The 14,524-nt window shown below is 63.2% G+C and carries 14 protein-coding genes; 10 read left to right on the top strand and 4 right to left on the bottom strand.

Translation table 11 applies throughout. The features are described from left to right. Positions 1–163 precede the first annotated feature (163 nt). Positions 164–370: a SlyX family protein gene (locus tag BQ8482_RS32480; RefSeq protein ID WP_123151274.1), complete on the bottom strand. Its 207-nt coding sequence runs from the start codon at positions 368–370 to the stop codon at positions 164–166. A gap of 317 nt (positions 371–687) precedes the next feature. Here BQ8482_RS32480 and BQ8482_RS32475 point away from each other — a divergent pair, with 317 nt between their 5' ends. The 7 genes from BQ8482_RS32475 to deoA all read left to right on the top strand — a co-directional run bounded on the left by BQ8482_RS32475 (position 688) and on the right by deoA (position 8,033). Then, positions 688–2,220: an ABC transporter ATP-binding protein gene (locus tag BQ8482_RS32475; protein ID WP_123151273.1), complete on the top strand. Its 1,533-nt coding sequence runs from the start codon at positions 688–690 to the stop codon at positions 2,218–2,220. Further along, positions 2,217–3,185 carry a GIY-YIG nuclease family protein gene (locus BQ8482_RS32470; RefSeq protein WP_123151272.1) on the top strand — a complete coding sequence of 323 codons (969 nt, stop codon included), beginning with the start codon at positions 2,217–2,219 and terminating at the stop codon, positions 3,183–3,185. Before BQ8482_RS32475 ends, BQ8482_RS32470 begins: the two co-directional genes overlap by 4 nt. After that, on the top strand, positions 3,182–4,321 hold the full coding sequence (locus BQ8482_RS32465) for an ABC transporter permease (protein WP_123151271.1): 1,140 nt from the start codon (positions 3,182–3,184) through the stop codon (positions 4,319–4,321). The genes BQ8482_RS32470 and BQ8482_RS32465 overlap by 4 nt, the downstream gene beginning before the upstream one ends. A 1-nt stretch (position 4,322) precedes the next feature. After that, on the top strand, positions 4,323–5,294 hold the full coding sequence (locus BQ8482_RS32460) for an ABC transporter permease (RefSeq protein ID WP_123151270.1): 972 nt from the start codon (positions 4,323–4,325) through the stop codon (positions 5,292–5,294). A 178-nt stretch (positions 5,295–5,472) separates the two neighbouring features. After that, positions 5,473–5,865 carry a cytidine deaminase gene (gene cdd / locus BQ8482_RS32450; protein WP_123151268.1) on the top strand — a complete coding sequence of 131 codons (393 nt, stop codon included), beginning with the start codon at positions 5,473–5,475 and terminating at the stop codon, positions 5,863–5,865. Positions 5,866–5,895: 30 nt separating this feature from the next. Then, the gene (locus tag BQ8482_RS32445; protein ID WP_123151267.1) at positions 5,896–6,714 is read left to right on the top strand and encodes a purine-nucleoside phosphorylase; all 819 of its coding nucleotides are present in this window, start codon (positions 5,896–5,898) and stop codon (positions 6,712–6,714) included. Then, entirely contained in the window at positions 6,714–8,033 is a 1,320-nt protein-coding gene (deoA, locus tag BQ8482_RS32440) for a thymidine phosphorylase (protein ID WP_123151266.1), read from the top strand. The genes BQ8482_RS32445 and deoA overlap by 1 nt, the downstream gene beginning before the upstream one ends. Here the strand turns inward: deoA and BQ8482_RS32435 are convergent, their stop codons facing one another. From BQ8482_RS32435 to BQ8482_RS32425, 3 genes are all read right to left on the bottom strand, one after another. Beyond that, the gene (locus BQ8482_RS32435; RefSeq protein WP_123151265.1) at positions 8,034–8,597 is read right to left on the bottom strand and encodes a TIGR02281 family clan AA aspartic protease; all 564 of its coding nucleotides are present in this window, start codon (positions 8,595–8,597) and stop codon (positions 8,034–8,036) included. A gap of 106 nt (positions 8,598–8,703) precedes the next feature. Further along, positions 8,704–9,333, bottom strand: a complete 630-nt coding sequence (gene upp / locus BQ8482_RS32430; RefSeq protein WP_123151264.1) for a uracil phosphoribosyltransferase — start codon at positions 9,331–9,333, stop codon at positions 8,704–8,706. A gap of 129 nt (positions 9,334–9,462) precedes the next feature. Beyond that, positions 9,463–10,437: an adenosine deaminase gene (locus BQ8482_RS32425; protein ID WP_123151263.1), complete on the bottom strand. Its 975-nt coding sequence runs from the start codon at positions 10,435–10,437 to the stop codon at positions 9,463–9,465. Positions 10,438–10,585: 148 nt separating this feature from the next. On the opposite strand from BQ8482_RS32425, the gene ubiE reads away from it, so the two are divergent. The 3 genes from ubiE to coaBC all read left to right on the top strand — a co-directional run bounded on the left by ubiE (position 10,586) and on the right by coaBC (position 14,471). Further along, on the top strand, positions 10,586–11,362 hold the full coding sequence (gene ubiE, locus BQ8482_RS32420; RefSeq protein WP_123151262.1) for a bifunctional demethylmenaquinone methyltransferase/2-methoxy-6-polyprenyl-1,4-benzoquinol methylase UbiE: 777 nt from the start codon (positions 10,586–10,588) through the stop codon (positions 11,360–11,362). Between the two features lie 13 nt (positions 11,363–11,375). After that, positions 11,376–12,950 carry a 2-polyprenylphenol 6-hydroxylase gene (ubiB, locus tag BQ8482_RS32415; protein WP_123151261.1) on the top strand — a complete coding sequence of 525 codons (1,575 nt, stop codon included), beginning with the start codon at positions 11,376–11,378 and terminating at the stop codon, positions 12,948–12,950. A 66-nt stretch (positions 12,951–13,016) separates the two neighbouring features. Next, positions 13,017–14,471 carry a bifunctional phosphopantothenoylcysteine decarboxylase/phosphopantothenate--cysteine ligase CoaBC gene (coaBC, locus tag BQ8482_RS32410; protein WP_208867919.1) on the top strand — a complete coding sequence of 485 codons (1,455 nt, stop codon included), beginning with the start codon at positions 13,017–13,019 and terminating at the stop codon, positions 14,469–14,471. Positions 14,472–14,524: the final 53 nt, after the last annotated feature.

The following is a 14,524-nucleotide window of genomic DNA, read 5'->3' as shown; positions in this document are numbered from 1 at the left end:
CGGAAGTCTCCCTCCCCCTTGTGGGGAGGGGTTAGGGGTGGGGGTACATCGTAGAGCGAAAGCCTCGGCTTTCCACCTGCGATAGCCCTGCTATTGATCGCGAGATTGCCGATCTGATCGACGCCGCTGGGTGAAACCCGGCGGTTTTTTCTTATCCGCAAGCTCACCAATGCGGCGGCTTGGTCACCGGTACGTCGGGTGCAGCCTGCTCCTCCAGCGCCAGGAAGCGGTCGGTCAGCGCATCGAGCTTGCGCTGCATGCGCTCGATCACCTTCCACTGCTCGGCGATCTGGCCGGACAGTTCTTCTATGGTCTTCTCCTGCTCGGCGGCGCGGATTTCCAGCGTCGTCAGTCGGTCGGCGGGCATCATTTGAAAAGCCTCGGGTTCTTGCTGCGCAACTCCCAAGAGGTGCGAATTTCAGATTCGGCACAATAAAGCGACGTGCATCCAATTGGACGCACAAAGTACGCTCTAAGACTTGCAATCTTCGCATCGTGCTTTCCGAAAATCGAATCCGATTTTCGGGCCGATGCGATAGCGAATGTGAAGGCTGCGGCCGCGTTCGAAATTGACAAGCGCGCGGGGATTTGTCGAGAGTGAACGCTGCTCCGGCCGATTGGCACAGACGGGGCGTCATGCTAGGCATTTTGACCAAGCGATAAAAAAATAACAGTGGGACAGGCTGCATGGCGCAAGCCGCAATCGAGCTGATCGGCATTGACAAGAGTTTTGGCGCCGTGCGCGCCAACCGCGACATCAATCTGGAAATCGTGCGCGGCACCATCCACGGCATTGTCGGCGAGAACGGCGCCGGCAAGTCGACGCTGATGTCGATCCTCTATGGTTTCTACCAGGCCGACAGCGGCGAGATCCGCGTCGGCGGCCAGCCGGCGTCGATCAAGTCGCCAAACGACGCCATCGCGCTCGGCATCGGCATGGTGCACCAGCATTTCATGCTGGTCGACAATTTCACGGTGCTGGAAAACGTTATTCTCGGCGCTGAAAGCGATGCGCTGCTGAAGAAGAGCATCGCCAAGGCGCGGTCCGAACTGGAACGGCTCGAGCGCGAATACGGGCTGGAGGTCGATCCCGATGCGATCATTGAGGAATTGCCGGTCGGCCTGCAGCAGCGTGTCGAAATCCTCAAGGCGCTGTATCGCGGCGCCGAGATCCTGATCCTCGACGAGCCGACAGGCGTGCTCACCCCGGCTGAGGCCAACCATCTGTTCCGCATCCTCAAGCAGCTGAAGGAGCAGGGCAAAACGATCGTGCTGATCACCCATAAGCTGCGCGAGATCATGGCGATCACCGACACGGTCTCGGTCATGCGCCAGGGCACGATGGTGGCGACACGCGAAACCAGGAAGACCACCGTCGAGGAATTGGCCGAGCTGATGGTCGGGCGCCGCGTGCTGCTCCGGGTCGAGAAGGGCGAGGCAGAAGCCGGCGGCGTCAAGCTCGCGGTCAAGAACCTGACGGTGAAGGATTCGCGCGGCGTCACCATGGTCGACGACATCTCCTTCGATGTGCGCGCCGGCGAGATCGTCGGCATCGCCGGCGTCGCCGGCAACGGACAATCCGAAATGCTCGAGGCGATTTCCGGCATCAGGCGCGCCGTCTCGGGCTCCGTCATGCTCGACGGCAAACCGATCGATCTGACCGGGGCCGCCGATCCCGGCGAACTGCGCGATCGGGGTCTCGCCCATGTGCCGGAAGACCGTCATCATGTCGGGCTGGTGCTGGCCTTCGAGGAAAACGAGAATTCGATCCTCGGCTATCACGACGATCCCCGCTACCTCCGGGGGCCGTTCCTCGACATCGATGCCATCCGCGACGACGCCAGGGACAAGATCACCAAATACGACATCCGCCCGACGGACTGCCGGCTCAAGACCGCGAATTTCTCCGGCGGCAACCAGCAGAAGATCGTGCTGGCGCGGGAAATGGAACAGGATCCGGGTGTGCTGATCGTCGGCCAGCCGACGCGCGGCGTCGACGTCGGCGCCATCGAATTCATCCACAAGCGGCTCATTGCCATGCGCGACCAGGGCAAGGCGGTGCTGGTGGTATCGGTCGAGCTCGACGAGATCCGCTCGCTTTCCGACCGCATCCTGGTGATGTTTGCCGGCCGCATCGTCGGCGAGCGCGGCCCGGAGGCGACCGAAGGCGAGCTTGGACTGCTGATGGCCGGCGTCGAGCACCGGGAGGCGGCGGAATGAGCACGGTAGGCCGAACAGTGCGGATGTTCTTAGTCGACGGCTCTCCTTCGGGGATAGTAACCGCTGAAATAATGAACTGGACTGGCCATGCTCTCTTGGCGCCGCGTAGCGAAATAGGGCGAATCCGCAAAAGGCCCGAGTCTCAAAAGACGGGCATCTACTTTTTGCTGGGCGAAGTGGCCACGTCTTCCGAAAAGCGTCCAGTGTATATTGGCGAGAGTGATGATGTCGGGAAGCGCATTGAGCAACATGCATCATCAAAGGAAGAAGACTTTTTCGAGAGGTTCTGCATATTTACCAGCAAGGACGCAAATCTTACCAAAGCCCATGCTCGGTATCTGGAAAATAGACTTAGCTCTATCTCCGCTCATTCTGGAAGGGCCACTCTACTGAACAACAATACACCGCCTCCGGGGAATCTTCCAGAATCAGACATAGCCGATATGGAATTCTTCATTTCTCAAATAGAGCTCGTTCTGCCAGTACTTGGCTATGACTTTCTGAAGGGACGTCCGTCGAAGATAGCGCTCAAGCTAAGTGTAGAAGATTTCATTATCGACAGTTCTGGAATTAATGACAGGGACCGTGAAACCAACGAAGTCACGCAGCTTCGACTCGTTGACCCGAAAACGGGGGTCGACGCCACCGCACTTATGAGCGGCGGAGAGTACTTAGTGCTTCGCGATTCGTCTGCGAGAGCTAAGGCAATGGATTCTCTAGCCAAACACCTGAGCGGTTACAGTGCCCTCCGCAATTTGCTGATTGGTGACGGGTCGCTGGTTCCTCACCCGACACGCAGCGATATTTTGACCTTTAGCAGAGACGTTGCGTTCCGGAGCCCCAGCGCTGCGTCTGCCATCATTCTTGGACGTAGCGATAATGGCCGGTCCTCTTGGAAGATTGGAGATACTGGGGAGACGCTGGCCCAATTTCAATCAAGAAAAATAGCCGAGGCGGCGGAATGAGCACTCCCTACGCGAAGCTGCCGGCCTGGGCCGATTACGGGCTGATCCCGGTGATCAATCTCGCCGTTGCCTTCGTCGTCGCCGGCTTCGTCGTGCTACTGGTTGGCGAAAATCCGTTCCGCGCGGCCGCCGTCCTGGTCGAGGGCGCCTTCGGCCGTGGGCAAGGCATTGCGTTCACGCTTTTCTACGCCACCACCTTCATCTTCAGCGGGCTCTCGGTGGCGGTTGCGGCGCATTGCGGCCTGTTCAACATCGGTGGCGAGGGCCAAGGCTATATCGCCGGTCTCGGCATCGGCATCGTCTGCCTCGCCTTCGACAGCGTGCTGCCATGGTGGCTCACCTTCCCGCTGGCAATCATCGCCGCCGCTGCGATGGGGGCGCTGTGGGCGCTGATCCCGGCCTATCTGCAGGCCAAGCGCGGTTCGCACATCGTCATCACCACCATCATGTTCAACTTCATCGCCGCCAGTGTCATGGTCTACATGCTGGTCGGCATGCTGAAGCCCGCCAATTCGATGGCGCCGCAAACGCGTACCTTCCTCGACGGCGCGCAACTGCCGAAGCTCAACTGGGTCATCGAGCTGTTCGGCGCCAAGATACGCTCGGCGCCGTTCAACATCAGCTTCCTGCTGGCGCTGGCCATGGCCTTTCTGGTCTGGGTGCTGATCTGGCGCACCAGGCTCGGTTACGAGATGCGCACCTTCGGCCACAGCTCGAAAGCGGCGCGCTATGCCGGCATTTCGGAGACCCGCATCATCATCGTCGCCATGATGATCTCGGGCGCGCTCGCCGGCATGATGGCGCTCAACCCGACGATGGGTGACCAGCACAATGTCGCGCTCGAATTCGTTTCGGGCGCCGGGTTCGTCGGCATCGCCGTGGCGCTGATGGGGCGCCTGCACCCGGTCGGCATCGTTCTCGCCGCGATATTATTCGGCATGCTCTACCAGGGCGGCGCCGAGCTCGCCTTCGAGATGCCGGCGATCAGCCGCGACATGATCGTCATCATCCAGGGCCTGGTCATCCTGTTCGCCGGTGCGCTCGAGCACATGTTCCGGCCCTATGTCCAGGCGCTGTTCGCCTCGCTCAGCCCGAGATCTGTCGGTATGGAAGCGATCAAGGGGAAGGGGGCCTGAGATGGATTTGTTCAACGCCGTCATCCAGGTTCTGGACTCGACCATCCGCCTGTCGGTGCCCTTGCTGCTCGCCTGCCTCGCCGGCCTTTATTCGGAGCGGGCCGGCATTTTCGACATCGGGCTCGAGGGCAAGATGCTGGTCGGCGCCTTCGCCGGCGCCGCCGCAGCCTCCGTCTTCCATTCCGCCTATATCGGCCTCGGCATGGCCATTCTCATCTCGGTCGCTTTCGCGCTGGTCCACGGCTTTGCCTCGATCACCCACCGCGGCAACCAGATCGTCTCCGGCGTGGCGATCAATTTCATCGCCGCCGGATCGACGATCATGCTCGGCCAGGCCTGGTTCCAGCAAGGTGGACGTACGCCGGCTCTGGCCTCGGATGAGCGGTTCGGGGCGATCATCTGGCCCGGTGCGGACACGCTCAGGAGCGTGCCGATCCTCGGCCCGATATATTCGGAACTCATCTCCGGCCATTCCGTGCTGGTCTATGTCGCGTTTCTCGCCGTGCCGTTCACCTGGTGGGTGCTGTTCCGTACCCGCTTTGGCTTGCGCATGCGCGCGGTCGGCGAGAACCCGGCCGCGGTCGACACCGCCGGCATCTCGGTCGCCTGGCTGCGCTACCGGGCGCTGATCTGCACAGGCGTGCTCACTGGCATTGCCGGCGCCTATCTGTCGATGGTGCAGAATGGCGGCTTCGTGAAGGACATGACCGCCGGCAAGGGTTATATCGCGCTGGCCGCGCTGATCTTCGCCAAATGGAAGCCGGTCAACGCCATGTTCGCCTGTCTGTTGTTCGGCTTCCTCGACGCGCTGTCGATCCGGCTGCAGGGCACGCCGCTGCCGCTGATCGGCAAGGTGCCGGTACAGCTCATGCAGGCGCTGCCCTATATCCTCACCGTCATCCTGCTCGCCGGCTTCATCGGCAAGGCAATTCCGCCGCGCGCCGGCGGCGTGCCCTATGTCAAGGAACGCTGAGCATGGTCCCGAAAAGTGGATGTCGGTTTTCGGATCGGGCCATGCGAAAAGGAAAATATGAGCATGATCCCGAAAAGTGGAAGCCGGTTTTCGGACAAGATCATGCGAGGGAAAAATATGAGCATGATCCCGAAAAGTGGAAGCCGGTTTTCGGACAAGATCATGCGAGGGAAAAACAATGTCGCATGATCTGTTCGAAGCGGCTAAGGCCGCCATGGCCAAGGCCTATGCGCCCTATTCGAAGTTTCCGGTCGGGGCGGCACTGCGCACTGAGGACGGCCGCGTCTTTGCCGGCGCCAACATCGAGGTCGCTTCCTATCCGGAAGGCTGGTGCGCCGAAACCACCGCGCTCGGCCACTACATCATGGGCGGCGGCGGCAGGATCACGGAGATCGCGGTGATCGCCGAGCGCATGGCGAAATGCTCGCCCTGTGGCGGCTGCCGGCAGCGGCTGGCCGAATTCTGCCGGCCAGAAACCAAACTCTATCTCTGCGACAATGGCGGCGTGGTCGAGACTGTGACCATGGGCGAGATGCTGCCCTACGGCTTCCAGGGCGACACGTTGAAATGAAGAGCTGGTTGAAATGAAGAGCTGGTTGAAATGAAGGAAGCGCTTGATCGTCTCGTCGAAAGGTTGGACGGGCTGGCGCCCGCCACCGCGCTGGTGCTGGGTTCGGGTCTTGGCGGGCTTGTCGACCAGGTCGAGGACGCTGTCCGCATTTCCTATGCCGAATTGCCGGGCTTTCCCAGAAGCGGCGTCACCGGTCATGCCGGCGAGGTGGTGGCGGGACGTTTTGCCGGCGCGCCAGTGCTGATGCTGTCCGGCCGCGCGCATTATTACGAGCATGGCAACGCGGCTGCGATGCGGCCGGCGCTGGAGGTGCTCGCCGGCCTCGGCATCTCGCAACTGATCCTCACCAATGCCGCCGGCTCGATCGATCCGGACATGGGGCCGGGCTCGGTGATGCTGATCACCGACCACATCAATTTCTCGGGCTCCAACCCGCTGATCGGCGAGCCGAGCGACCGCCGCTTCGTCGGCCTGACCGAAGCCTATGATGCCGGCCTTCGCTCAGCGATCGAGACGGCGGCGACGGCGACGGCTACCGCGCTGCACAAGGGCGTCTATATGTGGTTTTCCGGGCCGTGCTTCGAGACGCCCGCCGAGATCCGAATGGCGCGCGTCATGGGCGCCAACGCCGTCGGCATGTCGACCGTGCCGGAGGTCGTTCTCGCCCGTTTCCTCGGCCTGCGCGTCGCTGCCTGCTCGGTCATCACCAACCTTGCCGCAGGGATGACCGGGGCGGAGCTTTCGCACCAGGAGACAAAGGACATGGCGCCGGTCGGCGGCGCGCGTCTGGCGACGATCCTCCAGCGTGTGTTCCACGATGGCTTGCCGGAGGGTAAGGTCCCGGCCTGATGCTTCCCCAGGAAATCATTCGCAGCAAGCGCGACGGCCACAAGCTGTCGACGCAGGAGATCGCCTGCTTCATCGAAGGCGTGACCGCCGGCACCGTCTCGGACGGGCAGGTCGGGGCGTTCGCCATGGCGGTGTTCTTCAACGGCATGAGCCGCGACGAGGCGGTGGCGCTGACGCTGGCCATGCGCGATTCCGGCGACGTGCTCGATTGGTCAGACCTGCCGGGCCCGGTCACCGACAAGCATTCGACGGGCGGCGTCGGCGACAATGTCTCGCTGTTGGTGGCGCCGATCGTCGCCGCCTGCGGCGCCTATGTGCCGATGATTTCCGGCCGCGGCCTCGGCCATACCGGCGGCACGCTGGACAAGATGGATGCCATCCCCGGCTATATCAGCCAGCCGGATGTGGCGGGCTTTCGCAAGTCAGTGCTCGAAGCCGGCTGCGCCATCATCGGCCAGACCGCCGATCTCGCGCCCGCCGACCGCCGGCTCTATGCGATCCGCGACGTGACGGGAACCGTCGAATCGGTGCCGCTGATCACCGCCTCGATCCTCTCGAAGAAGCTGGCCGCGGGCTTGCAGTCGCTGGTGCTCGACGTGAAGGTCGGCAACGGCGCCTTCATGGAAAAGTCGCGCGACGCGACGACACTGGCAAACAGCCTGGTCGAAGTCGCCAATGGCGCCGGCCTGAAGACCTCGGCGCTGGTCACCGGCATGAACGAGCCGTTGGCGTCGGCAGCCGGCAACGCGGTCGAGGTGCAAAATGCCGTCGATTTTCTCACCGGCCGCGTCCGCGACCGACGACTGGAGGATGTGACGCTGGCACTGGCCGCAGACATGCTGCAGTCGGCTGGGCTGGTCTCGGCCAACCAGGACGGCATGCGGCGCGCCGCCGAGACGCTAGCCGGCGGCGGTGCCGCCGCCGTCTTCGCGCGCATGGTGGCGGCGCTCGGCGGTCCGGCCGACTTCGTCGAGAACCCGGAAAAATACCTGCCGAAGGCGGCGACGGAGTTTGCGGTCAAGGCCGCCGAAAACGGCTTCGTCACAGGTATCGCCACCCGCGACATCGGGCTTGCCGTCGTCGGGCTTGGCGGCGGGCGCATACGGCGGGACGACAGGATCGACCATGCGGTCGGCATCACCCGGCTGTTGCCGGTGGGCGCGGAGGTGCGCGCCGGTGAGGCGCTGGCGCTGGTCCATGCCCGCAATGCCGGGGATGCCGAAGCGGCCGCGGCCGCCGTGCTTTCGGCCTATGCGATCGGCGCTTCGAAGCCGCCTGCGGAAAAAACCGTCATCCGGCGGATCCTGCCGCGCGGTTGATCACTGGACGAGCAGCAGCGCGCCGTTCTCGACCTGGTATTTTTCAAGCCGCTGGAGAAAACTCAGGCCGATCAAATTGGTGCGCAGCGCCTTGTCGTCGAGCACCACCGCCTGAACGCCGTCGACCGTGATCTTGCCGATCTGCAGCCGATCGACGGTTACCAAGGCAGCCTTGATGGCGCCGTTGGCGGTGTTGACCTGGTGTTTGAAGTCCAACGCGTTCAGCGAAATGCCGATCCTGCGTGCCGTCGAACTGTTGATGGCGACCAGCGTTGCGCCGGTGTCGATCATGCCGTCGACCGTTCGACCGTTGAGCTTGAACGCCGACGTGAAATGCCCGCGCGCGTCGGCGGTGACCACGACCTTGCGGCCGAGCGGCTGCGGCATCGCTGGCCTGTCAGGGACCGTGGCCAGGTTCAGGTCCGTTTGCGTTTCGACCTCCGGCCTGGCCCCGACCGCCGATTTCAGCAGGCCTTCGATCATCTGCGGATTCGACTGATAGAGCATCGGGAACGACGCCGATGTTACGGCGAACACGCCGAGGATGAGAAGATTGCGCAGCATGGACGGCCTTCGTGAAGGCCCACGCTTATCGCGACATGGTGTTTGCCGCTTTAACAGATGCGGAAAGCGGCCGTTTGCGTAAACGATCGGTAAACGAGCGGCACGGTCATTTGGTCCCGTACAGACGATCGCCGGCGTCGCCGAGACCGGGCATGATGTAGCCCTTCTCGTTAAGCTGGCGGTCGATGGAAGCGGTGAAGACCGGGACATCGGGATGCGCCTTGGTGAAGCGCTCGAGGCCCTCTGGCGCCGCCAGCAGACAGAGGAAGCGGATATTGGTGGCGCCGCGCCCTTTCAGCTTGTCGATCGCCGCGATCGCCGAATTGGCGGTCGCCAGCATCGGGTCGACGACGATCACCAGCCGGTCGGCGAGATCGCTCGGCGCCTTGAAGAAATACTCGACGGCTTCCAGCGTTTCATGGTCGCGGTAGAGACCGATATGGGCGACGCGCGCCGCCGGCACCAGGTCGAGCAGGCCTTCGAGCAAGCCGTTGCCGGCGCGCAGCACCGAGGCGAAGACCAACTTCTTGCCTTCCAGCGTCGGCGCTTCCATCGTCTCGATCGGCGTTTCGATCGTCGTCGTGGTCAGTTCGAGGTTGCGGGTAACCTCGTAGCCGAGCAGCAGCGAGATCTCGCGCAGCAGCCGCCGGAAGCCGGCCGTCGAGGTTTCCTTCTTGCGCATGATGGTCAGCTTGTGCTGGACAAGCGGGTGGTCGACGACGGTGACGCCCTGCATGGTGTTCTCCTAGCTGCGCAGGTGAATAGTGAATGGTGAATAGTGAATAATGAATAGGTTTGCGAGTCCTTGGTTCAGCGGAAAAACTCGCGGTTGACGGACCGAAGCGCCGGGTGAACCATTCACCATTCACCTGCCCTTGACGTCGAGCCGGCCCAGCAGCATTGCCTTGGTCTTCCTGTCGACGAAGGCGGCCTCGACGGCGGTTCTGGTGACGGCGGCGAGCGCCTTGTCGTTCATCGAAAAATGCTCGGCGGCAATGTCGTATTCGCGCTTCAGCGACGTCCAGAAATAGGGCGGATCGTCGGAGTTTAGCGTCACCTTGCAGCCTGCCGCCTGCAGTGCCGGAAAAGGGTGATCGGCGAAACTGTCGAAGACCTTCAGCGCGACGTTGGAACTGGGACAGCATTCGAGCACGACGCCTTCGTCGGCGATGCGCCGGACAAGGTCGGGGTTTTCGATGGCGCGCACGCCATGGCCGATGCGGGCGGGGCGGATGTGATCGAGTGCGGCCTTGACACTCTCCCAGCCCATCAGTTCGCCGGCATGGACGGTGATGCCGAGGCCGGCCTCGCGCGCGATTTCGAAGGCCCTGACATAATCCTCCAGATCGCCCATCCGCTCGTCGCCGGCGACGCCGAAGCCGGTGACCAGCGGATGCCCGCAGCGGGCGGCGAAGCGCGCCGCCTGCTCTATCGATTCGACGCCGGCGTTGCGCACGCCGGTGACGATCATGCGGCCCTCGATGCCGGTCTTGGCCTTGGCGCGCGCCATGCCTTCGCCAAGCGCATCCGTATAGGCCTTGGCCGACAGGCCGGCCTTGCCGGCGTGGTCCGGCGAGGTGAAGATCTCGGAATAGATGGCGCCGTCGCGGGCGAGGCTTGTCAGGTAATGATCGGCCAGCCGCGCATAGTCCTCTTCCGTGCGGAACAGGTCGGAGGAGAAGTCATAGGCGGCGAGGAAGGAGGTGAAATCGTGCCAGACGAAAGAGCCGTCCTGAATGTAGGGCGAGGTGTCCTTGCCGTATTTCTGCGCCTGGCGGACGACGAGTTCGGGCGCCGCTGCCCCTTCGATATGGCAGTGCAGTTCCGCTTTCAAAGGCATGCAGTCATCCCGTCAGGTCAGTCCAGGTCGCGCACCCATAAGCATGATTCCACGACCGGGAAGCGCGGCCGAACACCGCGCCTTAAACAATAGCGTCGGCACCATCGATCGGCTATGGTCCCGCCGGTTTTATGGCGGATCAAAAATAATGTCGGTTGAGAGAACCACGGCCGTTGGCGGCATGGAAACGTCCTATGGTTTCAAGCGTGTAGGGGCAGGCGAGAAGCAGTCCCTGGTCAATGACGTTTTCCACAAGGTCGCGAACCGCTACGATCTGATGAACGACCTGATGTCGGCCGGGCTGCACCGGCTGTGGAAGGACGCCATGGTCACATGGCTCAATCCACCGAAACGACCGGGCTGGAGCGTTCTCGACGTTGCCGGCGGCACCGGCGACATCGCCTTCCGCATCGTCGAGGCGAGCGGCAGGAACGCCCATGCCACGGTTCTCGACATCAACGGCTCGATGCTCGCGGTCGGCCGCGACCGGGCCGAAAAAAAGGGCCTGACGGCAAATACCGATTTCGTCGAAGCCAATGCCGAGGAGCTGCCTTTCACTGAGGCCACATTCGATGCCTATACGATCGCTTTCGGTATTCGCAACGTGCCGCGCATCGATGTGGCGCTTGCGGAAGCCTGTCGCGTGCTGAAGCCCGGCGGGCGCTTCCTCTGCCTCGAATTTTCCGAGGTCGACATGCCGCTGCTCGACAAGGTCTATGAGGCGTGGTCGTTCAATGCCATCCCCAGGATCGGCAAGGCGGTGACCGGCGACGGCGAGCCCTATTCCTATCTGGTCGAGTCGATCCGCAAATTTCCCAATCAGCAGAATTTCGCGGCGATGATTTCCCGCGCCGGCTTCGACCGCGCTTCTTTTCGCAATTATTCCGGCGGCATAGCTGCGCTTCATTCGGGCTGGAAGCTTTGAGGCTGGCGCAGTCATGAGCAGTGTCGGCGCTGGTTTCAGGCTCGTGCGGGCCGGCTGGGTGCTGGTCCGCGAAGGCGTCGTCGCGGCGCTGCCGGGCGACGAACTCTTCGGTCTGCCGAAACTCGGCTGGCGGATGGCGCGGCTGTTCACCCGCCGCCGCGCGCTTGCCTATGAGCGTGGCGACCGGCTGGCCAAGGCCGTCGTCCGGCTCGGCCCATCCTATGTCAAGCTCGGCCAGTTCCTGGCGACCCGGCCCGATGTCGTGGGCAACGACATAGCGCTCGATCTCGCCATGCTGCAGGACAAGATGCAGACCTTTCCGCAGGCCGATGCCATTGCGGCGATAGAAGCTTCGCTCGGGCGCAAGGTCGGCGAGCTCTACGCCAGTTTCGGCGAGGCCGTTGCCGCGGCTTCGATCGCTCAGGTCCATATCGCGGAAACCCTGGAGAACGGCGTCGGTTCGCGGGTGGCGGTGAAGGTCATCCGGCCGGGCGTGCGGCGCCGCTTCTTTCGCGATCTCGAAAGCTATTTCCTCGCCGCTCGTCTCCAGGAAAAATACATCCCGTCGTCGCGCCGGCTGCGGCCGGTCGAAGTGACCGAGACGCTGGCGCAGACCACCAAGATCGAAATGGATCTGAGGCTCGAGGCGGCAGCGCTTTCGGAGCTCGGCGAGAACACCAAGGACGATCCCGGCTTTCGCGTCCCGTCCGTCGATTGGGAACGCACCGGCCGCGACGTGCTGACCATGGAATGGGTCGACGGCATCAAGCTGAACGACATTGCCGGCCTCGCTGCCGCCGGCCACGATCTGAAGGCGATCGCCGCCAATCTGGTCCAGTCGTTCCTGCGCCATACGCTGCGTGACGGTTTTTTCCACGCCGACATGCATCCGGGAAACCTCTTCGTCGAGCCCAATGGCACCATCGTCGCTGTCGATCTCGGCATAGCCGGCCGGCTCGGCAAGAAGGAGCGCCGTTTTCTCGCCGAAATCCTCTACGGCTTCATCACCCGTGACTATCTGCGCGTCGCCGAAGTGCATTTCGAGGCCGGCTACGTGCCGCGCCGGCATAACGTCGCTGCGTTCGCCCAGGCGATCCGGGCGATCGGCGAGCCGATCCACGGCCAGCCGGCCGAGACCATCTCGATGGCCAAGCTCTTGGCGCTCCTGTTCGAGGTGACCGACCTTTTCGATATGGCGACGCGCTCCGAACTGGTGCTGCTGCAGAAGACCATGGTGGTCGTTGAAGGCGTCGCCCGCACCCTCGACCCGGCCTTCAACATGTGGAAGACGTCCGAACCGGTGGTCGGAGGCTGGATATCAGGCAATCTCGGCCCGCGTGCTCTGCTGGCCGACGCACGCGACGGCACAAACGCACTGCTGGCACTGGCCCGCCAGGCGCCGGACCTCGCCGCCCGCACCGAGCGGCTGTCGCGCGAGATCGATCTGATGGCCGAACACGGGCTGCGCTTCGACGAAAGGACGGCGCATGCGATCGGCAAGGCCGAGGCGCGCTATAGCAGATCCGGCCGGCTGGCGCTGTGGGTGATCGCGCTGACGCTGGTCTATATCGCGTGGCGGATTTTCTAGCCGGCTTGCCCTGAATTGATTGCATTGCTATCATTGCATTCAACATATCAGCAAAAATGCAATCATATGGCCAGCATCACCATTCGCAACCTTGATGACGAGGTCAAGGACCTGCTGCGCCGGCTGGCGGCAGAGAATGACCGGTCGATGGAAGAACAAGCGCGGGTTATGATCCGGGCGGCGGTCGAAGGGCAGCTCGGTCCGGTCGGCCGCATCGACCAGATCGAGAAAACCCTGCGCGAATTGACAGGCTCGCACGGTCCGGCAACGCCAGTTGCCGCCGTGTCCAGCCAGATCCCGCGAGGCACCCTCTCCGGCAAGCGAATCCTGCTGATCATCGGCGGCGGCATCGCCGCCTACAAGGCGCTCGACCTGATCCGCCGGCTGCGTGAGCGGGGCGTTGTGGTGCGCGTGGTGATGACCGCCGCGGCGCAGGAATTCGTCACCACGCTGTCGGTCGGGGCGCTGTCGGCCGACCACGTCTTCATCGATCTGTTCGACCGCAATGACGAGCACGATGTCGGCCACATCCGCCTGTCGCGCGAGGCCGACCTTGTCGTCGTGGCGCCGGCCACCGCCGACCTGATGGCGAAGCTTGCCAACGGCCATGCCAACGACCTCGCCTCGACCGTGCTTATCGCCACCGACAAGCCGGTTTTGATGGCGCCCGCCATGAACCCGAAAATGTGGTCGCATCCGGCGACCCGGCGCAACCGCGCGACGTTGCAGAAGGATGGCGTCGCATTCGTCGGCCCGGCAAAGGGTGAGATGGCCGAGAGCAATGAGGCGGGCGAAGGCCGTATGGCCGAGCCGCTGGAAATCGTTGCCGCGATCGGGGCGCTGCTCGATATCAGTCCGAAGCCGCTGGCAGGCAGAAAGATCATCGTCACCTCAGGGCCGACGCATGAGCCGATCGACCCGGTGCGCTACATCGCCAACCGTTCGTCCGGCAGGCAGGGCCATGCCATCGCGGCGGCGCTGGCAAGGCTGGGCGCCGATGTGCGCCTCGTCTCCGGTCCGGTTGGCATTGCCGATCCCGCTGGTGTCACCACGCAGCATGTCGAAACCGCGAACGAGATGAAGGACGCGGTTGAACAGCTTTTGCCGGCGGACGCGGCCGTATTCGTCGCTGCGGTCGCCGACTGGCGCAGCGAGACTTCGGCCGGCGAGAAGATCAAGAAGGTGGCGGGCGAGGGGCCGCCGGCGCTGCAGATGATCGAAAACCCTGATATTCTTGCCGGTGTCGGTCATCACCGGAAGCGGCCCGGCCTGGTCGTCGGCTTCGCCGCCGAGACGCAGGATCTGGTCAGGAACGCCGAGGCCAAGCTTGCGAAGAAGGGCGCCGATTTCATCGTCGCCAACGATGTGTCCCACGAAGGCGGGGTGATGGGCGGCGATCGCAACAAGGTGCGGATCGTCTCGAAGGCCGGTGTCGACGAATGGCCCGAGATGAGCAAGGACGAGGTGGCGACGCGGCTTGTAGCACTGATCGCCGAGCGGCTTAAGACGGTTGTCGTCTAGTCAATCTCCCCCCTTGTGGGGGAGATGGCCGGCAGGCCAGAGGGGGGCGCTGT

The organism is Mesorhizobium delmotii (assembly GCF_900149755.1).
GTDB classification, from domain to species: domain Bacteria; phylum Pseudomonadota; class Alphaproteobacteria; order Rhizobiales; family Rhizobiaceae; genus Mesorhizobium; species Mesorhizobium delmotii.
This window is presented reverse-complemented; position numbering and strand designations above follow the sequence as displayed.

Excerpts from the sequence above, each read along its gene's own strand:
- BQ8482_RS32475 (WP_123151273.1), top strand. The coding sequence starts at position 688 with ATGGCGCAAGCCGCAATCGAGCTGATCGGCATTGACAAGAGTTTTGGC.
- BQ8482_RS32465 (WP_123151271.1), top strand. The coding sequence starts at position 3,182 with ATGAGCACTCCCTACGCGAAGCTGCCGGCCTGGGCCGATTACGGGCTG.
- cdd (WP_123151268.1), top strand. The coding sequence starts at position 5,473 with ATGTCGCATGATCTGTTCGAAGCGGCTAAGGCCGCCATGGCCAAGGCC.
- deoA (WP_123151266.1), top strand. The coding sequence starts at position 6,714 with ATGCTTCCCCAGGAAATCATTCGCAGCAAGCGCGACGGCCACAAGCTG.
- BQ8482_RS32435 (WP_123151265.1), bottom strand. The coding sequence starts at position 8,597 with ATGCTGCGCAATCTTCTCATCCTCGGCGTGTTCGCCGTAACATCGGCG.
- ubiB (WP_123151261.1), top strand. The coding sequence starts at position 11,376 with ATGAGCAGTGTCGGCGCTGGTTTCAGGCTCGTGCGGGCCGGCTGGGTG.
- upp (WP_123151264.1), bottom strand. The coding sequence starts at position 9,333 with ATGCAGGGCGTCACCGTCGTCGACCACCCGCTTGTCCAGCACAAGCTG.
- coaBC (WP_208867919.1), top strand. The coding sequence starts at position 13,017 with ATGGCCAGCATCACCATTCGCAACCTTGATGACGAGGTCAAGGACCTG.
- BQ8482_RS32470 (WP_123151272.1), top strand. The coding sequence starts at position 2,217 with ATGAGCACGGTAGGCCGAACAGTGCGGATGTTCTTAGTCGACGGCTCT.
- ubiE (WP_123151262.1), top strand. The coding sequence starts at position 10,586 with ATGTCGGTTGAGAGAACCACGGCCGTTGGCGGCATGGAAACGTCCTAT.
- BQ8482_RS32425 (WP_123151263.1), bottom strand. The coding sequence starts at position 10,437 with ATGCCTTTGAAAGCGGAACTGCACTGCCATATCGAAGGGGCAGCGGCG.
- BQ8482_RS32460 (WP_123151270.1), top strand. The coding sequence starts at position 4,323 with ATGGATTTGTTCAACGCCGTCATCCAGGTTCTGGACTCGACCATCCGC.
- BQ8482_RS32445 (WP_123151267.1), top strand. The coding sequence starts at position 5,896 with ATGAAGGAAGCGCTTGATCGTCTCGTCGAAAGGTTGGACGGGCTGGCG.
- BQ8482_RS32480 (WP_123151274.1), bottom strand. The coding sequence starts at position 370 with ATGATGCCCGCCGACCGACTGACGACGCTGGAAATCCGCGCCGCCGAG.